At 52.9% G+C, this 22,198-nt stretch carries 17 protein-coding genes and 1 other annotated feature; of the genes, 12 read left to right on the top strand and 5 right to left on the bottom strand.

What is annotated here, in order from left to right; genetic code table 11:
• Nucleotides 1-71 precede the first annotated feature (71 nt).
• A complete protein-coding gene (locus JJQ72_RS13260) occupies nucleotides 72-785 on the top strand; it encodes a 5'-methylthioadenosine/adenosylhomocysteine nucleosidase (protein WP_208203980.1) in 714 nt (237 codons plus the stop codon).
• Between the two features lie 85 nt (nucleotides 786-870).
• Here the strand turns inward: JJQ72_RS13260 and JJQ72_RS13265 are convergent, their stop codons facing one another.
• Complete coding sequence (locus tag JJQ72_RS13265) at nucleotides 871-1,503, bottom strand: GNAT family N-acetyltransferase (RefSeq protein ID WP_138225383.1); 633 nt, start codon at nucleotides 1,501-1,503, stop codon at nucleotides 871-873.
• 278 nt (nucleotides 1,504-1,781) lie between these two features.
• Between JJQ72_RS13265 and acsA the strand changes: the two genes are divergently transcribed.
• Nucleotides 1,782-3,506, top strand: a complete 1,725-nt coding sequence (gene acsA / locus JJQ72_RS13270) for an acetate--CoA ligase (protein WP_208203981.1) — start codon at nucleotides 1,782-1,784, stop codon at nucleotides 3,504-3,506.
• A gap of 188 nt (nucleotides 3,507-3,694) precedes the next feature.
• On the opposite strand, the gene JJQ72_RS13275 is transcribed toward acsA, so the two are convergent.
• Complete coding sequence (locus JJQ72_RS13275) at nucleotides 3,695-6,811, bottom strand: transglycosylase domain-containing protein (RefSeq protein WP_208203982.1); 3,117 nt, start codon at nucleotides 6,809-6,811, stop codon at nucleotides 3,695-3,697.
• 144 nt (nucleotides 6,812-6,955) lie between these two features.
• Nucleotides 6,956-7,212 (top strand) — a binding site (T-box leader).
• A gap of 55 nt (nucleotides 7,213-7,267) precedes the next feature.
• Here JJQ72_RS13275 and tyrS point away from each other — a divergent pair.
• Entirely contained in the window at nucleotides 7,268-8,521 is a 1,254-nt protein-coding gene (gene tyrS / locus JJQ72_RS13280) for a tyrosine--tRNA ligase (protein WP_208204012.1), read from the top strand.
• Between the two features lie 140 nt (nucleotides 8,522-8,661).
• Here tyrS and rpsD read toward each other — a convergent pair whose 3' ends face one another.
• Nucleotides 8,662-9,261 carry a 30S ribosomal protein S4 gene (gene rpsD / locus JJQ72_RS13285; protein ID WP_138225386.1) on the bottom strand — a complete coding sequence of 200 codons (600 nt, stop codon included), beginning with the start codon at nucleotides 9,259-9,261 and terminating at the stop codon, nucleotides 8,662-8,664.
• A gap of 514 nt (nucleotides 9,262-9,775) precedes the next feature.
• Here rpsD and JJQ72_RS13290 point away from each other — a divergent pair.
• The 6 genes from JJQ72_RS13290 (at nucleotide 9,776) to JJQ72_RS13315 (ending at nucleotide 15,454) form a co-directional block, all read left to right on the top strand.
• Nucleotides 9,776-11,770, top strand: coding sequence for a sensor domain-containing diguanylate cyclase (locus tag JJQ72_RS13290; RefSeq protein ID WP_208203983.1), 1,995 nt, complete (start codon nucleotides 9,776-9,778; stop codon nucleotides 11,768-11,770).
• A 257-nt stretch (nucleotides 11,771-12,027) separates the two neighbouring features.
• Nucleotides 12,028-12,870: a hypothetical protein gene (locus JJQ72_RS13295; protein ID WP_208203984.1), complete on the top strand. Its 843-nt coding sequence runs from the start codon at nucleotides 12,028-12,030 to the stop codon at nucleotides 12,868-12,870.
• A gap of 126 nt (nucleotides 12,871-12,996) precedes the next feature.
• Nucleotides 12,997-14,112, top strand: a complete 1,116-nt coding sequence (locus JJQ72_RS13300; RefSeq protein WP_208203985.1) for an aminopeptidase — start codon at nucleotides 12,997-12,999, stop codon at nucleotides 14,110-14,112.
• Between the two features lie 92 nt (nucleotides 14,113-14,204).
• Entirely contained in the window at nucleotides 14,205-14,453 is a 249-nt protein-coding gene (locus JJQ72_RS13305) for an HPr family phosphocarrier protein (RefSeq protein WP_138225390.1), read from the top strand.
• 155 nt (nucleotides 14,454-14,608) lie between these two features.
• Entirely contained in the window at nucleotides 14,609-14,896 is a 288-nt protein-coding gene (locus JJQ72_RS13310; protein ID WP_138225391.1) for an Fpa/YlaN family protein, read from the top strand.
• A gap of 171 nt (nucleotides 14,897-15,067) precedes the next feature.
• Complete coding sequence (locus tag JJQ72_RS13315; protein WP_138225392.1) at nucleotides 15,068-15,454, top strand: Asp23/Gls24 family envelope stress response protein; 387 nt, start codon at nucleotides 15,068-15,070, stop codon at nucleotides 15,452-15,454.
• A gap of 43 nt (nucleotides 15,455-15,497) precedes the next feature.
• Here JJQ72_RS13315 and ftsW read toward each other — a convergent pair whose 3' ends face one another.
• Together ftsW and JJQ72_RS13325 are read right to left on the bottom strand one after the other, a co-directional pair.
• Entirely contained in the window at nucleotides 15,498-16,718 is a 1,221-nt protein-coding gene (gene ftsW, locus JJQ72_RS13320) for a putative lipid II flippase FtsW (protein WP_138225393.1), read from the bottom strand.
• A gap of 12 nt (nucleotides 16,719-16,730) precedes the next feature.
• A complete protein-coding gene (locus JJQ72_RS13325) occupies nucleotides 16,731-17,078 on the bottom strand; it encodes a YugN family protein (RefSeq protein ID WP_138225394.1) in 348 nt (115 codons plus the stop codon).
• 332 nt (nucleotides 17,079-17,410) lie between these two features.
• Between JJQ72_RS13325 and JJQ72_RS13330 the strand changes: the two genes are divergently transcribed.
• The 3 genes from JJQ72_RS13330 to JJQ72_RS13340 all read left to right on the top strand — a co-directional run bounded on the left by JJQ72_RS13330 (nucleotide 17,411) and on the right by JJQ72_RS13340 (nucleotide 22,191).
• On the top strand, nucleotides 17,411-18,607 hold the full coding sequence (locus tag JJQ72_RS13330; protein ID WP_138225395.1) for a M20 family metallopeptidase: 1,197 nt from the start codon (nucleotides 17,411-17,413) through the stop codon (nucleotides 18,605-18,607).
• 105 nt (nucleotides 18,608-18,712) lie between these two features.
• A complete protein-coding gene (locus JJQ72_RS13335) occupies nucleotides 18,713-20,464 on the top strand; it encodes a DNA repair helicase XPB (protein WP_243896082.1) in 1,752 nt (583 codons plus the stop codon).
• Nucleotides 20,461-22,191 (top strand): helicase-associated domain-containing protein, encoded by a 1,731-nt coding sequence (locus JJQ72_RS13340; RefSeq protein ID WP_208203986.1) that lies wholly within the window; start codon nucleotides 20,461-20,463, stop codon nucleotides 22,189-22,191. Before JJQ72_RS13335 ends, JJQ72_RS13340 begins: the two co-directional genes overlap by 4 nt.
• Nucleotides 22,192-22,198 lie beyond the last annotated feature (7 nt).

Below are 22,198 nucleotides of genomic sequence, written 5' to 3' on the forward strand. Positions count from 1 at the left end.
AGCGAGAGAGCCCCTTTCCGGGGCTTTTTCGATTGGATAACTATAATTCGTTGTGAAGGAGCTGTAAGTAGATGAAGAGCCATACAGTCGGCCTGATTGGCGCGATGGATGAAGAGATTGAATTGCTGCTTAATGAGATGGAGTGCAGTGAGAGAGTTGTGAAGGCAGGAATTACATATGTGAAGGGTGCTTTACAGGGGAAAGAGGTCGTGGTCTGCAAATCCGGCGTCGGTAAAGTCAATGCTGCGATTACGACCCAGGTGCTGATTGACAGCTTCGGGGTCTCTCAGATCCTCTTTACAGGCGTGGCCGGAGCCCTGGATCCGGAGCTTAATATAGGCGATATCGTTATTTCTTCCTCCTGCATGCAGCATGATATGGATGTGACACCGCTAGGCTTCCAGAGAGGAGTCATTCCGTATCAGGAGGTTTCTGATTTTCCTGCAGACAAGGAGCTGGTGTCCTTGGCAGAGGCCGCGTGCCAGACGCTGGAGGATGTCAGCTACAAGGTTGGCCGCGTGCTCTCGGGGGATCAGTTCATTGCAAGCCGGGAGACGGTTGAGCTGCTCTATGGCGAGCTTCAGGGCGCTTGCGCAGAGATGGAAGGCTCGGCTGTGGCCCAGGCCTGTTATATGAACGGGGTGCCGTTTGTTGTGATTCGCTCCATGTCGGATAAGGCAGATGGCTCGGCCCATGTGAATTATGCCGAATTTACAGTGGCTTCCTCCCGGCGTTCTCACAGGATTGTGAGCCGCATGCTGAGTCAGCTGGGTACGGTGCAGTAAACATACAAGACGCTATGAAAAAGCCTCCTTCGCCCAGGTACATTCGGGTCGAGGAGGCTTTATGATGTTTGTGGGGGATCAAGCTTCAATACATAATGCGCTGCTGAAAACGAATGCGGTCAAACTGCTCCTTCGACGAGAGTGGAACCTTGCTGCCAATGCGAACCATGAGACAATTAGCCGGATGGGAGCAAATTTCGGGATCGTCAGTGGCATACCACTCCATATCAACCACCTTCATGAGGCGCTCCATCATTTTGCGGTAATCCCAGACGTTCAGTCCGCTGCCCTGCAGGTCCCAGTGCCAATAGTATTCCGTCGTAAACACTATATAGGCTTCCAGCTGGCCGTCCTCGAAGGCGGTCTTGATCAGGTGCTGGCCGAGACCCAGGCTGCGGTAATCATCCGCCACCTCGATGGCTCCTAATTCTATCAGATCTTCCATATTGCCTTGTGACCAGCGTTCCAGCTCGTCCGGATAGTGGAAGGTTACATATCCTACAATGGTATCGTTATCAATAGCTGCAATAATCCGGCCTTCGGGAAGTCCGGCGATCTCAATCAGCGCTTCATGCTGATCGGCAGGGCGGCGGAAGGCATCCAGGTGAGGATGCATGCTCAAATCGGCCAGAGCCTGTGCAGGAATCGGACCCTCCACCTTTATACGGCGATCTTCCGGATACAAGAGATGAGACTTGAACAGCTTGGGATGCTCCATCTAGTACGCTCCTTTCGGGTACCTACCCTACTTATAGCAAAAAAATAAAAAAATGAAAAGCAATGACACGAAAACGACAGGTATGATATAATTTTCCTCGACATAAAACCTTCACAAATAAACATATTGACTTCCACGGCAGTTCTAATCAAGCCATGGGTACGGAAATGATGCTGTTCAATGCTTTGTGTAATCCGCGCTTGCTTGGTGTTTTGTAAGCGCTGTCCACTTGAAAGTAAGTCATTGCTATTATGATTTAACGATGAGGAGGATGCAACATGAATCACACGCACAAGGAAGTACTAGCTAGTGAGGTTACCCATTCCAATCTGAGTCACTATGAACAGGCTGTAGAGCGTTTTTCGTGGAAAGAAATTGAGAGCCATTTCACCTGGTATGATACCGGGAAGGTGAACATGGCTTATGAAGCCATAGACCGCCATGTAGCAGAAGGCCTTGGGGACAAAACTGCGCTCCTGTACAGCGATAGCAGCAGAGAAGAAGCCGTCACCTTCGCACAGATGAAGGAGCAATCCGACAAGTTCGGCAATGTGCTGCGTAAATACGGCATTGGCAAGGGAGACCGCGTGTTTATTTTTATGCCGCGCAGTCCGGAGCTTTATGTTAGTCTGCTGGGCACGCTGAAGGTAGGGGCTGTGGTAGGTCCGCTGTTTGAGGCCTTCATGGAGACCGCTGTCAAGGACCGCCTGGAGGACAGTGGAGCGGTTGCGTTGATCACAACACCAGCCTTGCTGCCACGAGTCAAGCGGGAGGAGCTGCCGCTGCTCAAGCATCTGATTCTGGTGGGAGAGGACATTCCAGAGGGTGAAGGGCTGCTAAGCTATCAGAAGGAGATGGAGCAGGCCTCAACCGACCTTCAGATTGAATGGCTGGATCGGGAAGACGGCATGATTATGCATTATACCTCCGGCTCAACCGGCAAGCCGAAGGGAGTATATCACGTACAGAATGCTATGATTCAGCATTATTATACCGGCAAGGTTGTTCTGGATCTGCGGGAGGATGATGTGTACTGGTGCACCGCTGACCCTGGATGGGTTACAGGCACTTCTTACGGGATTTTTGCACCTTGGTTAAATGGCGTGACCAATGTGATCCGCGGCGGACGCTTCAGTCCCCAGGATTGGTATAACACCTTGGCCAAGAACAAGGTAACGGTCTGGTACAGTGCACCGACGGCCTTCCGAATGCTGATGGGAGCCGGCTCAGATATGATCAGCGAATATGACCTGAGTCATCTGCGCCATGTCTTGTCGGTGGGAGAGCCGCTCAATCCGGAGGTTGTCCGCTGGGGACATAAAGCGTACGGACAGCGGATTCACGATACCTGGTGGATGACCGAGACCGGTGGGCAGCTCATTTGCAATTATCCGGGGATGACCATTAAGCCTGGCTCTATGGGACGTCCGATTCCAGGTGTCAAGGCTGCGATTCTGGATGATCAGGGCCGGGAGGTTCCGCCGAACACGATGGGCAATCTGGCCATTCAGACTCCTTGGCCATCTATGATGAGGCAGATCTGGAACAATCCGGCGAAGTATGAGGAGTATTTCCGAATCCCGGGTTGGTACATTTCCGGAGATTCGGCGTATATGGATGAAGAGGGCTACTTCTGGTTTCAAGGCCGGATTGATGATGTTATTAACTCGTCCGGAGAACGCATTGGTCCCTTTGAAGTGGAGAGCAAGCTGGTAGAGCACCCGGCGGTTGCCGAGGCCGGCGTCATCGGGAAGCCGGATGTGACTCGGGGAGAGATTATTAAAGCGTTCATCTCGCTGCGTGAAGGCTATGAGCCATCCCAGGAGCTCAAGGATGACATTTATCGCTTCGTCAAGGAAGGGCTGTCGGCACATGCTGCACCGAGAGAGATCGAATTCAAGGATAAGCTGCCGAAGACCCGTTCCGGCAAGATTATGCGGCGGGTATTGAAGGCATGGGAGCTGGATCTCCCGACCGGCGATCTGTCCACGATCGAAGATTAATGTACAGACTAGTAAGAGAGTAGTAATACTATAACAGGCATGGCAGTGCTCGGGAGGGTGATCCCGGTGCTGAAGAAAGTGCAAATAGACCAAAATAAAGACATGGCGGTGCTGGGCTAACCTCCCAGACTCTACCATGTCTTTATGTTATGGCTTCATAATTTCACTCACTCAAGGGAGTTTTCTCATTAAGGCTTCTCGAACTTAACTGTCGCAGAAGCTGAGGATTCTCCCTGTTCATTGATGGCGGTTACCCGGAAGGTACCGTTGATCGGTTCATCGACACGCAGTGTAAATTCCGTGCCTTGGCTTGAGCCAATCATCTGGAAGACGCCATTGCTATTCGGGCTGAAATATACCTGATAACGCTGCACCTGTTCATCAGCCGGGTTCGCCGCCCAGGTGGCTCTGAAGCCGTTAGACGTCGCTTGAACGGACAGTTTTCTTGGCTCAGAAGGTATCGAGGAAGGGCCCTGAGGCTCCTGAGGACCCTCAGGCTCCTCGGTCACGCCATCCTCCGGAGCGCTGTTATCATCGTCTGGATTCTGAGGCTGCTGCGGCGGATCCGGAGTGACCGGTTCCGGAGCCGGTGGTGTGTATGATGGACCGACGGCATCACTTGGAACCGACGTTCTGCCTGCTACATCCACTGCAACAACATAGTACTGAACGTTCGATCCGGACGAGGACACGATATAATTCGGTCCGTCACTAGACACAACCTGACCGGTCTGTAGAAAAGCACCTCCGTTAGAAGAACGGTACAGCCGATACCCGACTACGTCCGGTGATCCGCTTGGTGTAAAGCTAATCACAGCCTGGCCGTTGCTTGTAGAATATCGAGCATTCTTCGCCGGAGTTGGCGCGCTGCCGTCATCTACCCGAGGATCCACCTTGGTCGGCATATCCTTGCTTGCATCCTTGGGAATGTAATAGGATAATGGCGGATGATCGCCAGTCATGACCTCCAAGGCGTTCTCCAGCTCCTGAACCAGCTCGCTGATCGGCTTCTCGCGCCGGATGACGGTACGGGTGCTAAGGAAATCGTCAGGTGTTCCTTCTCTGGCGATATAATTGGCGCCCCGGTAGGTGATGAATTTAGCTTGCTCCACAGCATCATCCTGCTCTTTCGGCACAAACTTGGCATTGAACAGATCCGTGACATAGCGGTCGGTCAGAGCCGAAGGAAGCTTGCCGCTGTAGTAAGACACGGTCTGGGTAACAATGCCCTCCGGCTGCTTGAATTCCTTGTTCTCAAACAGCTTCGGTTTAAGATTGATGCTCTCATTCATAATTTGGGACCAAATATTTTGAGCATGAGTCCGCTGCGGTTGGTCCAATGTATTCACCTGCAGATCATAGCCAACCCATACGCCGACTGTAATGTCGGGCGAGAAGCCAACGAACCAGCTGTCGGCATAGTTTTGGCTAGAGCCCGTTTTGCCGGCAATGGGAATACTGTTGAAATGCTTGTAATTTTTAAGAACCGTACCGCCAGACCCTTCAGTAATGACCGTTCGCATCATATCTGTCATAAGATAGGCGGTCTGCTCTGAATATACCTTCACGGGCTTCACTTCGTGCTGATATACAATATTGCCGCGGGAATCCAAGATCTTGCTGATCATGTAGGCATCGTTGAATTTTCCCTGATTGCCGATCGAGCTGTAGGCATTCGTCAGTTCTTCTACCGTTACACCATATTGCAGCCCGCCGAGTACTCCGGTAGCCGCGGCGTTATCTTTGTCAGTCAGTGTCGTAATACCGAGCTTTCTCGCAAAGTCCCATGCCTTATCAATTCCAATGGCTTCATTAAAAAGCTTCAGCGCCACAGTATTGGTGGAGTCATTGAGGGCTTCGCGTGCAGTCATCAGTCCTTTATATTTATCATATACGTTCATCGGAATATGAAAGCCCTTGCTGCCATCCTTCAGGATAATCGGAGAGTCATCCACTATGCTAGCGGGCTGAACTTGACCGGATTCCAGAGCCGGCAAATACGCCGCAATCGGCTTCATGGCGGAGCCGGGCTGCCGCCGCATTTGTGTGGCCAGATTCGTCTGCTCCGTTTGAAAATCACGGCCTTCAATCATGCTGAGGATGGCGCCCGTATCATTGTCGATAACCATAGCCGCAGTCAACTCCTGACCCTTCTCCTCATCGTCCGGATAGAAGTTGTCATCGTTATCCGCGATCTTCCGCAGGGCTCCGTACAGGGTGCGGTCAATGGTCGTATAGACACGGTAGCCGCCCGTGCTGAGCTGCTCCCGGGCTTCGTCCATCATCTGATTCAGCTGATCTGAGCTGACCTGGCTGAGATCAACATCCGGGTAGTTCATGCTCATGATGACATCGGATGCCTTGCGCTCAACCTCCATCATCAGATAAGGATAGGTGACATAAGCCTTCTGCAGCCGGGGAGCAAGCGAGGCTTTAATATCAAACTGCTGTGCTTCCTCGTATTGCTGCGCTGTAATGACGCCCTCCTCCAGCATACGCTCCAGCACCAGCCCCTGACGCTTCAGGGCGCGGTTAAAGGCGTCCTCATTAAACTGCCCGGTTCCATCGAAAGCGGAATAGGCGGACGGGAGCTGGGGCAGGCCGGCCAAATAGGCAGCCTGAGCGATATTCAGCTTGCTGAGATCATTCATGTTAAAAATCCCTTTTGCTGCTGCCTTGATTCCGAACACATTATAGCCGTTCGAGCCGTTGCCGTACGGAACCTTGTTCAAATAAGCCGTAATAATTTCGTTCTTGGTCATATACCGCTCCAGGCGCAAGGCAAGCAAAATTTCCTTAACCTTCCGGTTGGCGGTGCGGTCCCTGCTCAAGAATACCTGTCTGGCCAGCTGCTGCGTGAGCGTGCTGCCTCCGGTCTGCACCGGCTCATTCAGCAGGCGCTGCTTTACCGCGCGGGTCGTACCTTTCAGGTCCACACCTTCATGGGTGAAGAAGCGGTTGTCTTCTATAGCTACTACGGCATCAATCACAATTTGCGGTATTTCTTCAAACTCCACCGGCCGCCGGTCTTCTTCAGTCCGAAGCTGGCCAATGGGTGAGCCGTCTCCAAAATAGGCGAAGCCGGTGATGGCGTTGAGTCCCATTTGCTGCTCAATCAGGTCCCGGGATCTGACAGGATCATCCTTGACAATGGAGGTTACGTAGCCGAACACAGCCCCTCCCGCAAACAGCATGCCCATGAGACCTACGACAAAAAGCCAGCCGATCACGCTCCCGATTCTGCGTCCAATGGATCGTTTGGGAGGACGATCTTTCTCAGGCTTCTGTTTTTTCTCCTCAACCATGAATGTTTACTCCTCCTTTTAACGCACCTATTATAGCATAAATTGCAGGATTTGAATCATGCAGGCTGGAACCTGTCGATTTGGTCATGAAAAGTTTGACTTGCATTGACGGCTTATGCTATAAATATGGCTAAGTTCATATCAATAAAAGCTTCGAAGGACCCCAGTAGAAGGGCGAATGAGATCTCCCAGAGATCCGGTGGTTGGTGCGAACCGGAAGAATCGTCCCCTTTGAATTACTGTCCAGAGCTGTCCGGAGGAACGTGATCCACTTCAGAGTGTCACCAGTAGTCCGGTACCGGGTATTGTATTCCGTTATGTTAATGAAGTGAAAGCCCCTGCCTCATGCGGCGCGGGTTTTAATTAGGGTGGTAACGCGAGTGCTCCTTCTCGTCCCTTGGGATGAGAAGGAGCTTTTTTGCGTCTAAATACAGGAAGGATGTGCACGAAGTGGCTATGAAATGGGAAGAGCTAACAGAGGTTCAGCAGCAGGAGGTAGAGCGTCAGCTGGATGTCATCGCAAGGGGAGCCGTTGAAATTGTCCCTGAGGAGGACATGAGACAAAAGGTGATGAGATCCGTCGTCAGCAACGAGCCGCTGCGGATCAAGCTGGGTATGGATCCATCGGCGCCGGATCTGCATCTTGGACATACGGTCGTTCTGCAGAAGCTGCGCCAGTTCCAGGAGCTGGGGCATGAGGTGCAGCTGATCATCGGTGATTTTACCGGCCGGATCGGTGACCCTACCGGTAAATCGGAAACCCGGAAGCAGCTGACGGAGGAGGATGTGATCCGGAATGCTGAGACGTATCAGAAGCAAATCTACAAGGTGCTGCTGCCGGAGCTTACCAAGGTATACTTTAACTCTCACTGGCTGGGACGCATGTCGTTCGGGGATGTCGTTGAGCTATCCTCCAAGGTCACGGTTGCGCGCATGCTGGAGCGGGATGATTTTGAGAAAAGATATCATAGTGGACAGCCGATCAGCATTCATGAATTTTTCTACCCGCTCATGCAGGGCATGGATTCGGTAGAGCTGAAAAGTGATGTGGAGCTTGGCGGCACGGACCAGAAATTCAATCTGTTGATGGGCAGAACATTGCAGAAGGAGTATGGCGTGGAGCAGCAGGCGATTCTGACGCTTCCGCTGATTGAAGGGCTGGACGGCGTTCAGAAGATGAGCAAGAGCCTGGGCAACTACATCGGTATTGATGAAGAGCCTAATGAAATGTATGGCAAATCCATGTCGATTCCGGATGAGCTGATGCTGAAATACTATAGTCTGGCGACAGATATCAGCAATGAAGAGCTGACCGCATTGACTGAAGGATTGGAGAAGGGAACTGTGCATCCGAGAGATGCGAAGATGCAGCTTGGTCATACCTTTGTACGGATGTACCATGGTCAGGACGCGGCGGATGCTGCGCAGCAGCATTTCGTGACCGTGTTCCAGCAGCGCGCCCTGCCGGAGGACATCGAGGAGTTTGCGATTCCGTCCGAGGAGCTCGTGGACGGAGAAATTCGGCTAATCCGGCTGCTGACCTTAGTAGGGTTTGCAGCATCGAATGGAGAAGCCAAGCGCAGCATTCAGCAAGGCGCAGTTAAATGGAACGAAGAGAAGCAAAGTGACTTTAACGGAAGCATCAAGCCGGCAGATGGAGATATTCTTCAAGTGGGTAAGCGCAAATTTGCGAAGTTAAAGCTTTCTTAATACAGAAAGACAGAAAGACAGAGCAGCAGGCCGGCAGACGAAGCTGAACATCACCTTCAACCTGTCGGCCTTTCTGCATACAGAGCGAGGCATATGTTATAAAAAAAATCCCCCGGTGTTTCCACCTGGGGATTCTTATATTAGCGGTTGTAGAATTCGACGATTTGCTTCTCATCGATGTCCTGGGACAGCTCGGAGCGCTCTGGCAGACGGATGTACTTGCCTTCCATTGCGTTCTCATCAAACTCCAGGTAAGCTGGCAGATGCACACGGTTAGCCATTGCATCCTTGATTGCGGACAAGCCGCGGCTTTTCTCACGAAGGCCGATCACGTCGCCAGTGGAAACGGAGTAGGAAGCGATGTCCACTTTCTTGCCGTTTACAGTAACATGACCATGAGCAACCAGCTGACGAGCACCTGCACGGGAATTGCTCAGACCCAAGCGGTATACGAGGTTGTCCAGACGGCTCTCGAGCAGGAACATGAAGTTCTCACCGGCAATACCTTTCATATGCTGTGCTTTGTCAAACAGTGTGCGGAATTGCTTCTCGCCCAAGCCGTACATGTGACGAAGCTTTTGCTTTTCTTGAAGCTGCATACCGTAGTTGCTCATCTTTCTCCGTTGGTTAGGACCATGCTGACCCGGAGGGAAAGGACGCTTCAATTCTTTGCCAGTACCGCTGAGGGAAATACCCACGCGACGGCTCAATTTAAATTTAGGACCGGTGTAACGTGCCATGTAATATAGACTCCTTTGTAATTAGGTTTCATTTAGGGCTCTATTTGCGCCGTATTTGTTCATCGCTGTCTATATTGACAGATCTGACAGGAAAGTTCAGCCGCTGTCCCGTCAGCAACAAATTCGTGAGGGTGACACAATCATCCGCCCAAATTCAAATGAATGCATTGCATTCTTTTTCAACAATAAATATTATATGAAATAGGGGTGTAAAGTCAAGAATAACGTAACCCGGAACTTTGTCTAATTTTGTCGATAGGACTACAGACCTAAAAAACATGAATGAAATAACTAAAATGTAATGCAATACTAGGTAAAAAAGAGTAATATAATATTGTTATACGAGAACTTTGTTCAAATAATCAAATTACATAAGAAGGCGCCTGTATTGCTTGCTTATCGCTACAAACTGGAAATGAATGGATAGGCATGCAGGGGTGATTGCACGTTTTATTTCATGAAGCACATGTGGGTCTTTAGGCAGACCTTATAATGGTGCAAAGGAGCGCCCGATATGTCAGAAGAACAACGGAAGGCATCTTCAGCCTCCTGCGGGACGACTGCTCTGCCAGACGGCGCAGCATCCTGCGGGCTGATCAGCAGAAGTGCCGGAACCAGGCATCACGATCTGGATATTACGATCTATGACCAGCCGTATCTTCAACCGATTATGGAGGAGAGCTTTCTGGAATGGAAGAGTGAAGCCTCCAGCCTGCTGTCGCAAGTCGGTGGAGAATGGGCAGTGCTGAATTCCGAGGGCGTCTGGCTTGCGGGGGATGCTGCCTTGCAGGACTATTTCCTGGCCGGCGATGACGAGACTCTGCAGAGAGTGCTGCGTACCGGGCAGCCGGCGGCGGCGGTTAGTGACGCCGTGATGGGCGGCAGAACGGTATGTGCTGTTCCGCTTCAGTCCAGGACACGGGGCGAGCTGTTCGGAGCTCTGGTGAGAGTGTCACTGGAGGACAAGCTGGATGAGCGCGTTCTGGTGCTCACGGAGGCGGCTGGACTCCTTTTGCGTTCCTGTTTTTACCGGGGATTTCAATCCATCTTTGTCAACGATTTGGAGAAGGTATACGTTCAGGCCGCTAAGGAGGCCCGCCAACGCTCCATTTTGTTTCAATATATCAAGAGGATGCATTCACGCATTGATGTGGACAAGGTGCTGACAGAGGTGATGGAGAGCATTCTCGGTCTTTATCCGGAGGTAGGTCTGGAGCTGTTTATGTCTCAGGACCACGAGAGCAACCATCCATTAGTGAAGCCGCTGCTGCTGCATCACTGGCAGGAAGAGATTTATGTAAGGACCTTTATGGAAGGCACCGTCACAACGCTGCACCGGGGCTCAGGGGAAGAAGCCCGCGTAGAGATCGGTGTTCCGGTCGGCGGGAAGCAGGGGGTTTACGGTGTGCTTCATTTGAAGGCGACGGGGCCGCTTATGGAGGAGCTAGATGTAGAGCTGCTGGAAATGATGGCGGATGCCGCGGGCACGGCTTTTGAGAACGCCAAGCTGTATGAGCAGTCCAACGTTATGATACACGAGCTGCGGATGATTAACGAGCTGACCCAGCGGCTTAGCAAAAGCCTGCACCTGGCCGATATTTACCAGTTTGCCAATCAGGAGCTGCGAAAGATTCTGGGTGCGCACTATTGCTGCATTCTCGTGATGAATGAGGAACTGGGCGCACTGGAGGTGGCCTCCTGTAATGCCCCATGGCTGGCCAAGGAAGTGTTCCCGAAGGAATACGGCATCGGCGGGTATGTCTACCAGAGTAAGGAGCCGTTCATTCTGGCGGATTATGCGGCGGAGCGTCCGGCGGAGTCGAAGCTGATGGAGACGACCGGGTCCAGCTCCATGATCGCAACCCCGTTAATGGTCAACGGGGGGATCCGCGGGGTCATCCTGATGTCGCACCGGAAGAAGCACTATTTCTCTTACGATAACTACCGGCTGCTCCAAACGCTCTCCAGCCATATCGGTCTGGCTGTAGGAAACGCCTCGCTGCATGCCGAGGTACGGAGAATGGCGAACCGAGATATGCTGACTGAGCTGTATGCTCGTCATTATCTGGATGAAGCCATCCAGAAATGCCAAAGCCGCGATTTCTGCGGGTCCCTGATTCTGGTGGATATTGACCATTTCAAGCGGGTGAATGACACCTTCGGCCATCAGAAGGGCGATAAGATTCTCAAGCAGGTCAGCAATGTCATTAAATCCTCGATTCGCCAAAGCGATATAGCTGCCAGATGGGGCGGCGAAGAGCTGGCGGTGTACCTCCCAGGTCTGGGCATTGACCAGGCGTTTCAAGTGGGGGAACGTATCCGCCAGCGCGTGGAGCAGGAAACGGATCCTTTGGTGACGGTATCCTGCGGGATTTCGGAGTGGAACTGGACACAGGAGCGGATCAGTGTAGAATCCCTCTTTTACCGGGCTGACATGGCGCTGTATCAAGCCAAGAACAGCGGCCGAAACCAGATTATGATGGAAGAGACCGAATCGTCCGGAGATTAATGAATCTTGATCGGGAGGGGGCTGTCCCCGAGTAGATCATACTATTTGAAGCATAGCCTCGATCATATGAAAAGAACGTGTACAAAGAGAAATAACCAGCCAAGGAGGTTACACTTGGCTGGTTATTTCTCTTTATTGACTTCATGCCGCCTGCTCTGGCAGGTTAGGGCCTGGAGTGGCTGCACGATGAATTGCATAAAGAAGGAAGAGGCAACACAGCCTATGAATCATACATCATCTTGAAAAAGGACTGATTCATGATGAAGATTCACCGTGTCGGCCTCTTGATTAGCCTGCTTCTGTTTCTTGGCAGCAGCCTGAGTATGCAGGGTTGTACCCCTCAAGGCTCTGACCCGGAGGGGCTGCTGCAAACGACGCTGGCGGGCTTGGCGGGCCTGGAGCAGCTTCACTTTGAAGGTCGGAGCGCCGTTCAGAACCTGGATACCGGTATGTACAGCGCTGAGCTTCATTATACGGGAGAGCTGAGGAGCCATACGCTGCTCAGTATGACGGTAAATCAGGGACGCGACAAGAAACGTCCTCCGCGTTTTGCGCAGTCAGGCGATCCCGCAGACGGGTTTCAGGCCAAGCTGGAGTACAAGAGCGGCACGTGGAAGGCGCTGCAGGAAGGATATGCTGACAGCACATGGCTGAGTGGCTACAACCCGCTGCAGGAGCTGAGCTTGATCGGCAGCGCCGACAAGCATGTGTCTGAGGAGCTGGGAGCGGCGCGAGGGACGCGGGTGCTGCGGGTAGAGTTGGACCCCCAAGCAGCATATACCCGCTGCCGAGAGCTCTTGCAGCAGCAGATGGAGCAGTTGAAGAATGAGCTGGAAGAGCCGGCCGGTGAGCTGTATACCGGGGACGAGGCTGGCCGGAAGAAGCTGCTGGGCATCTGGGAGAAGGAGCGCCGGATGCTGGAGGCGCTGCTGGACCAAAGCACAGTAAATTCGGTTTACTATGTGACGGTGCGAAATTCGACGGGACTGCCCGTCAAGCTCCTGTCAGAGCGGCGAGTGACCTATCAGGATCAAGCAGGACGGAAACATGATGAAATGCTGAGATCTGAGGTGAGCTTCTCTTTTACAGCAGTCCGCTAAATATATTTCAGGCAAGCGGCTGACGGAGCAGAAGGAACGTGATACAATAACAAAATGATTGAACATTGTTCAATATAATTTGAACAAGACGATGCGTAGCTACTTACACCTTAGGAGGAATCAAGCATGCGTGATCCAAGAATTCAGAAACTAGCAGAAAATCTGGTGGGCTATTCGGTCGATATGCAGCCCGGGGAAAATGTACTGATCGAGATGATTGGCTCGGAGCGGGATCTGCTCAATGCGATTGTCGAAGAGGTAGGCCGCAAAGGAGGACGTCCTTTCGTACAGCTGACAGACAAAACGGTACAGCGGGCTATGCTGAAGCATGCCACCAAGGAGCAGCTGTCGATCTGGTCCGAGCTTGACCTTGCCCGGATGAAGCAGATGGACTGCTATATCGGGATCCGTGCCGGCGAGAATGTCAACGACCTTGCGGATGTGCCGGAGCAGAATATGAAGCTCTATAACTCCATTTACTCCCACCCCGTACATAGCGAAGAGCGTGTCAAGCGGACGAAGTGGGTGGTGCTGCGCTATCCGAACGCGAGCATGGCTCAGCTTGCCAATACAAGCACGGAAGCGTTTGAGGACTTTTACTTCGATGTGTGCAACCTGGACTATTCCAAAATGGACCGTGCCCAGGACCCGCTCGCTGAGCTTATGCGCCGGACGGACAAGGTGCGTATTACCGGACCGGGAACAGATATTTCCTTCTCGATCAAAAATATCGGTGCAGAGAAATGCTCCGGCCAGAAGAACATTCCGGACGGCGAGGTGTACACATCTCCGGTTCGTGATTCCGTGAATGGAACGATTGCATACAATACGCCAACGCTGTATAACGGAGTCACCTTTGAGAATATCACCTTCCGTTTTGAGCAAGGGAAGATTGTAGAGGCTACCGGCAGCGATACGGCGCGCTTGAACGAGATTCTGGACAGCGATGAAGGCGCACGCTATATCGGGGAATTCGCGATCGGCTTTAACCCGTATATTTTGCATCCGATGAAGGATATTTTGTTTGATGAAAAAATTGCCGGCAGCCTGCACTTCACGCCAGGTCAAGCCTACGAGGTGACCGATAACGGCAACCGCTCGTCCATCCACTGGGATCTGGTGCTGATCCAGCGTCCGGAGTATGGCGGCGGAGAAATTTACTTCGACGATGTCTTGGTCCGGAAAGACGGCTTGTTTGTAATTCCGGAGCTCGAGAGCCTGAATCCCGAAAATCTAAAATAGCATAAAATGGGTTGCAAAAGAAAACGGATTCAATGTATCATGAAGAAGCAATAAATCCATTGATTCCACCCTATAGATATGGAGGGATTCCTATGTCCAATAACAACAATGCAAGCGTTGTCGAAATTGCTCAAACCGCAGGTCAATTTTCTTCATCCATTGTTCTGCAGACCGAGAATAAGTACATTGACGTCAAGAGCATTTTGGGGTTATTTACGACATTGGTCAGTCACAAGAGCTACGAGCTTCATGTTCATGGCTCGGATGCCGAAGAAGCGAAGCAAGCAATGATTGATGTGTTTACCAAGCATGGGCTGAATGTTACCGTAGTGGCTGACTAAGCTCCGGCGAAGAGACATCCTTCCTGGATTCCAGGAGGGATGTTTTTTTGTGAAGTGTGCCTGTTCTGAAGGAACTGGTCCTTGTATTGTCAAGACTTTTCGTCTAATATTAGGGATAGTACCGAGCTGTGATTTTGACATAGGGGGGACAAATCATGACTTCATCGGATTTACAGGAACAGCTGAATCTTAAAGCGATCAGTCTTCTTCATGAAGATGCGGATAAAATTCAAAAGCTCATTGAAGTGCAGATGGAGAATCTGGCAACCCGTTATTGCCCTCTCTATGAGGAAGTGCTGGATACCCAGATGTACGGATTCTCGAAAGAGGTTGATTTTGCGGTCAGAGCAGGCCTATTGCCGGAAGTAACAGGCAAGCAGTTGATCAGCAAGCTCGAGCGCAATCTGGCTCTTCTCTATGAAGCCTTGAATCAAGCTGAATAGCCTGTCCTCGTGACAGGCGATACATAGAAGCGCATGCTCGGGAAGGAGACCGGCATGCGTTTTTTTGCGCTTGATGACTGGGCGGTGATCATATATTTTCCAGGTTAGATTTGCTTTTTAGGCCTGTTAGGATTTACAATAACGAATAATGAGGTGAAGGGGGATTTTGGCATGGCTGAACAGCTTCAACTGGATAATGGATTGATTCGGATATCAGATGACGTTGTCTCTAAAATCGCCGGGATGGCGGCTTTGGAAACACCGGGGATTGCTGCCATGTCGGGCGGCTTATCCGAGGGCTGGGCCAAACGGCTGAGCGGCAAGAACGTGCAGAAGGGGGTAACGGTAGAAGTTGGCCAGCTTGAGGCGGCCATTGATCTGCGCATTATTGTCCTCTACGAGACACCGATCCATGAAGTGTGCCGGATGCTTCAGCAAAATGTTCGGGAAGCAGTTGAGAGTATGACGGGTCTGCGTGTGGTGGAAGTGAACGTCAAGGTGGAAGGCGTTGCCTTCAAGGACGATGAGATCGAGGATTATTCAGGTCGTACCAAGTAAATCACTACTGCAGAAATACCGCAACGAAGCAACGAAGAAAAGACTACCGGGAAGACCGGTAGTCTTTTTTGAGTACAGATTTGACATGCTCTTCCTTCGCGGGACGCGTGCTTTCCCTGGAAATGCTGAGTACAATGCCGATAGAAAGCATCATCACGAGCAGGGAAGAGCCGCCATAGCTGACGAACGGAAGCGTGACTCCCGTAATAGGAATGGTGTTGGTGACTCCGCCAATATTGACAAAGGCCTGAATCGCAATGAGTCCCATAATACCGATCCCCGTCAATGTCCCGAACGGGTCCGGACAGCGAAGAGAGACGATAATGCCTCTCCAGATGAAATACAGGTACAGAAGGAGAAACAAGGACGTTCCGATAAAGCCGAACTCTTCCCCGATGACTGAAAAAATAAAGTCGTTGTACGGGTTAGGCAGGTAGTGCAGCTTCTGGACGCCTTCGCCGTAGCCGGCTCCCGTTACGCCGCCCTGGCCAATGGCAATCAGGGACTGCACCAGATTGTAGCCGACCCCGGATTGGTCCTGAAACGGATTCAGAAATGCTTCAATCCGGCCCACCTTGTAGTTGCCGTCCGCTTGGGATTGTCCGCCCGAGATGGCATTGATCAAAGAGCCAACCCCGATTGTCAGCGCAAGTCCCAGAGCAACCAGCGAAATACAGGCTGTAATATGCTTCAGGCTCGCGCCTCCGGCATAAATAATAAGTCCGCAGGTGGCGACCAGAATAAAAGTGGAGCCCAGATCCGGCTGCAGCATAATCAAGCCGGCCACAACCCCGACAATAATCAGTACGGGAAAAAAACCGCCCTTCCACTGCCGGATGCGCTCCCCCTTCTTGGTAATGAGAGCAGCTAAATATCCGATTGTGGCTATCTTGGCGAGCTCTGTAGGCTGGATTCCTAAATTTCCGAGATTAAACCAGCTGGATGCACCGTTCGTCGTGCGGCCGATCACGATGACCAGTATAAGCAGAATCAGCGTCAGAAAGAACATAGGAAAAAATAATATCCGATATTTCTTGTAAGAAATGTTCATGGCAATCAGCATGACGAAGGTGCCCAGAGCTGCAAATACAAGCTGGCGCTTTGTAAAATACAGGGCGTCATAGCTGAACCTTTCGCTAACGACAGCAAGGCTTGCGCTGGAGCTGAACACCATGATTAAACCGAATCCCACCAGCAGCAAGGTAAGGATCAACAGCTGAAAATCCGGCGTCCCTCTCTTTGGCTGCGGTTTGGGCGTAGTCATACAATAATCGCGTTACGCTTCCAGAAGCGTTTTGAGCTGCTGCAGCTTTCCGTTCGCAATGTTCAGCACGGCTGAAGGAGGTGCGGAATCATATTCCAGACCGTGCGGGAAGGTAGCCTTGCCCAGGTAAACGGCTTCAATTTGAAGAACGGTATCCGGCTTCTCCAGCTTGCCTTCGATCGCGCGCGTATTAATGCGGAGATAGTAGTCCGTTTCGTTCTTTCTGTCCTCAATTTTGAAATCATATGTAGCACGGTAGTATTCCCACTGCCAGCGGATAAAGCCGACTTTCTCTGCGCTCTCATCCATGTAGGCCAAATCACTCTTCAAGCCGTCGAGGCCCGTATCTTTGAAAATCATGGCGTCTGTAAACCCCCTTAATTAGTCCCTACAAAGGTCTTTAAATATGATAGTATGTTTCCGGCACTTGTGCAAGCCTGCCAGCCGCGCGAAAATGTCTTTCTTTCTGCCTAAAGAAAGGTCTGAAAGTAACCAGGGGAGCCGTGAATCGACTTCAATTTAAAGTGCATGGCCTTCCCGGTTTCTGCTACAATGGTTAACAAAGAAAGATGCGGCCCCAGGGTTCATGAACTTAAGGGCGGCAGCGTTAGGCAATTCCTCTATGCACAGCAAGGCGTTGAAGGCCTGAATGGCCGGACGAAAAAGCACACTTGGGGAAAGGGTGGTTGTCAATGATCAGAACTGAACAGGCTGAAGCGCTGTTTCCGCGGATGGTGGAATGGCGCCGATATTTACATAGGTTTCCCGAGGTATCCTATCAGGAGGAGAAAACGGCACAATTCGTAGCTTCTGTCCTGGAAGCGCTGGGCTATGAGCCCCGCACCGGGATGGGCGGACATGGTGTGATGGCTGTGCTGAAGGGTGGCAGGCCCGGCCGCACCATCGTGCTGCGCGCGGATATGGACGCTCTTCCCATCCAGGATGAAAAGGAATGTCAATATAAATCCGCTGTGGAGGGGGTTATGCATGCCTGCGGCCATGATGGGCATACGTCCATGCTGCTGGCGGCTGCAGCTTATTTTAAATCGATGGAGGACCAGGTTCGCGGAGAGATACGGTTTCTGTTCCAGCCGGCAGAAGAAGTATGCCCCGGCGGTGCGCTGGGCATGATCGAGGCCGGTGCACTAAAGGGAGCCGATGTGATATATGGCCTGCACTTGTGGACGCCGCTGCCGGTCGGCATGGCCTCAAGCGCCGCAGGTCCGCTTATGGCCGCTGCGGATGAATTCTTCATTGATATGGTGGGCCGGGGCGGCCACGGAGGGATGCCGCATGTGACTGCAGATGCCGTGCTGGCCGGGGCAACGCTCGTCACCCAGCTGCAGAGCATTGTGAGCCGGTCCGTGGACCCCTTGCAGCCTGCAGTCGTGACGATAGGCACCATCCAGGGCGGCTCGGCGCAAAATGTTGTCGCTGACCGCTGCCGGATTACGGGGACAGTGCGGACCTTTGATGAGGAGACTCGCCTGCTTATTCGAAGCCGTATTGAGAGAATTGCCCATGCTGTTGCTGACAGCAGCGATACAACCGCAGTTATTGACTACCTCATCGGGTACCCGGCAGTTATTAATGATGAGCTGGAAACCCAGCGCTTCTTTAAGACCGCTCCTCAGGTGTTTGGGGGAGAGCAGGTGCTGCTGACACCGCCGATTATGCCGGCGGAGGATTTCGCTTATTATTTGCAGCAGATTCCAGGCTGCTTTATGTTTGTCGGTGCAGGCAATGAAGCGAAAGGAGCGGTCTATCCGCATCATCATCCAAGGTTTGATTTTGATGAGGATGCCATGCTTCTGGGCCTGAAGCTGCTTATCCAGATGACAGAAGCCTATCAGGATGAACATGAAGGAACCGAAGGCAGCGCCAATTAAGCATGCATGAAAGCGTGGAGATCAGGTCATTCTAAGCTTAGGGGAAGTTCAAGCTCGTGAGTATTTGAGCTTGAGCTTCTTTTTTTGTGAAAGGAGACTTCGTCCATGCATAGCGATTCTATGAATACGAACAAAACGGCCTCACAGACCGGACCTTGTATCGTGCAGCGCAACCGCACTATTTTGCTGGAGGTGGGCCACCCGGATTTTGAGAAAGCGCAGTCCACACTGTCGCACTATTGCGAGCTGGTGAAGAGCCCGGCTTCTTTTCATACCTACCAGATCACGCCGCTATCGCTGTGGAATGCTGCCGCCGCCGGATGGTCTCCCGCTGCGGTCATTTCGAGCCTGGTCCCGCTTTCCCGCTGGGAAGTGCCGTCCGCCGTACAGGGGGAAATCCAGGAGCTGATGTCGAGATTCGGCAAGCTGAGGCTGACCTGTCATCCACAGAAGACAAGCTGGCTGCTTCTGTCGCTGGAGGATATCCAGACGGAAGAGGCGATCCGTGCCTTGCCATGCCTGAAAGAAGCAGGGGCTGTGTTCGCAGCCGGACTGGGTGTGGAAATTCCATCGCACCGTCGCGGGATGCTGAAGCAGGAGCTGACTCGCGCCGGCTATCCTGTACTGGACCTTGCCGGGTATGAGGACGGACAGCATCTCGGACTGGAATGGTCCCCCTCCTGCACGGGAGAAGGCTTTCAGCTGCGGGAATATCAGCGTGCTGCAGTCAGTGCCTTTATGAACGGCGGCGGTACAGGGGGCAGCGGGGTGTTGGTGCTGCCCTGCGGCGCCGGAAAGACGGTGATCGGTCTTGGTGCCATGATGGAGCTGCAGTGCGAGACGCTAATTTTGACCTCCAGCTCTACATCGGTAGCCCAATGGATCAACGAGCTGGTAACCCGGACAACGCTTCAGCAGGAGGAGATTGGCGAGTACACCGGACAGCGGAAAAAGGTAGGGCCGGTTACGGTGGCGACTTATCAGATGCTGACGCACCGCAAGGGAGCAGAGGCGCCTCAGCCTGTCAATCTGTTCAGCGAGCGCAGCTGGGGATTGATTATTTATGACGAGGTGCATTTGCTTCCGGCTCCGGTATTCCGCGCTGCTGCCGACATTCAGGCTACACGCCGCCTTGGATTGACTGCTACGCTGATTCGTGAGGATGGAAGAGAGCAGGATGTCTTTTCGCTCATCGGCCCCAAGCGATATGTAATGCCCTGGAAAAGGCTGGAGGAGAAGGGCTGGATTGCTTCGGCGGATTGCGTAGAGCTGAAGGTGTCGCTGCCGGATTCTCTCAAGCCTGCCTACTATAGGGCTGGAAAAAGAGAGCAGTACAGGCTGGCCTCCGAAAATCCGGCCAAGACAGCTGCAGCGAAGAGACTGCTATCCCGTCATGCCGGGGAGCAGATGTTAATTATCGGTCAATATGTGAAGCAGCTTCAGAGCATGGCAGAGGCGCTGAATGTTCCCTTGATCACCGGGAGCACGAATCGGGCGGAACGAGAACGGCTGTATGACGCCTTTCGAGATGGCTCTATACCGGTACTGGCCGTATCCAAGGTGGCGAATTTTGCGGTGGACCTGCCGGATGCCTCGGTCGCTTTGGAGGTGTCTGGCAGCTACGGCTCACGGCAGGAGGAGGCGCAGCGACTGGGGAGAATTTTGCGTCCCAAAAAAAACGGCGCCCGCGCCTCCTTCTACCATCTGGTGACGAAGGACAGCCGGGAAGAAGAGTTTGCAATTCGCCGGCGAATGTTTCTGATCGAACAAGGATATGAATACGTAACGCAGAACGGGGATGCTCTCTGCGGTGCGGATGTGCAATGGAACGCTCGAGAGGAGGGGGAGCTCATATGAACCGAGATGAACTTCCCCATACAACAAGACCCGTGCTGCAAGAAGCTGAGACTCAGGTGCTTACCCGGGTGTGGCAGTGCTTTGCCGGACAGCCGTTTGATGATGCCGAGCTGTCGGCCTTGTCCGTGCCGCCGCTTAGCGGAGCGGAGGTGCTGGCTGCTGTAACCGGGCTCGTGCGTAGCGGCGAGCTTCACTCGGCTCCAAAAGCATGGGGAGAGCGCTGGTTCTACATCCCCGAAAATCATCTTGCAGCGCTTCAGGAGCAGTTCTATGAGCTGCCCCCTGAAATTTATGCGGCTGCAGAGCCTGCCTTGAAGCAGGAGGCTGCTCCGGGACTCCCCCGGGACGTGCTGCAGGCGCTGCTCTTTCTGCACCAGGAGGGAGGTCTCGAGCTGACCGCCAGGGGCACGATTCACAAAAGGCAGCTGCAAAAGCTGAACAGACTGAAGACGGGCTTGCAGCCGGAGCATGTTTATGCCCTTGGCGTGTCTGATCAGCATCTAGACTTGTACCCGCCTGTGGCCGCGGTGCTGCTCGATTTGCTGCTCACACTCGGCCTTGTGCGGGAACAGGCGGGAAGCCTCAGACTGGATTCTAAAGCCGTACGCGCCTGGCTCGCCTTGCCGGAGGAAAGTATGCATGCCCTGATTTTTCAGCAGGTGCTGAATCGGTACGGTGCACCATCCGTGCCTCTTCAGCATTTCAGAAGGCTGCTTTGTTGTAGCAAACTCTCACCTCATGCCTGGATAAAGGGAGACGTGCTGGTGGCGTCCATTGCGGGCTTCCAGGCTAAGCCTGCAGCCATGGAGTCGGTTACAGCCGGAGCCCAGGCGTGGATGAATTTTATGGCCGCAGCCGGCTGGGCGGATATAGGGCAATGCGAGCAGGGAAGGCCATGGCTTTCCTTACGGCTGCCTGGTCACGCTCTACTGTCGCCGCCCCGAGGCCCGATCGACGAAAGCTCGCTTTCCATCCAGCCATGTCTGTATGTTCAGCCGGATGGAGACATTCTTGTGCTGCCCGATGCGCCGTTGTCTGTGCATTGGGATGTCGCGCGCTGCGCCGAACGGCTGTCGGAGGACCGGATCACCACATACCGGCTGACCCGGGAATCTCTGCAGACTGCAGCGCGTCAAGGCTATTCTGCCGGGGAGATGCTGAACGGCCTTACGCGCTATTCCTTATCGGGCATTCCAGAGTCAGTGGCGGATGCTGTGCAGCTATGGGGACAATCAGACGTCGCGGCATCCCCTGAATCCAGTGCAGACCTCGAGAAGCTGCACTGTTCAAAAGCTGCAGGGCAGAGTGCAGCGCCGGAACAAGCTGGGATCACGAAGAATTTACATACCCGCGGTTTTGCTCTGCAGAAGGGCCTCATTCACCACGACCACCTTGTGGAGAGATTGGAGCCGGATTTCAATGTTCCTGATGCCGATGCCCTCTTTCCGGGTCTCAAAGACATCCCCCGTTCCTGGACCCGCGAGCTGCGGTCATACCATAGATCCACGGCGGAGAAGCTTATGGAGACGGCGCTGGGCTGGCGTATGGCGCTGGAGCTAGGGGCAGCAGAAAGCGTGGTCCGGTTCATACCGCTGCAGCACGAGCCTGCGCCGTGGAAAATGGCGGGCCTGCTATACGAACAGGGATCGGCTGCGCCCCGGCGTGTCGTGCTTGGGGCGGAGGACTGGCCGAGATTGCGTATTTTGCTGCCCCTCTCATGCGAGTAATGCAGCA

The organism is Paenibacillus sp. F411, from assembly GCF_017582705.1.
Classification (GTDB): Bacteria; Bacillota; Bacilli; order Paenibacillales; family Paenibacillaceae; genus Paenibacillus_AQ; species Paenibacillus_AQ algicola.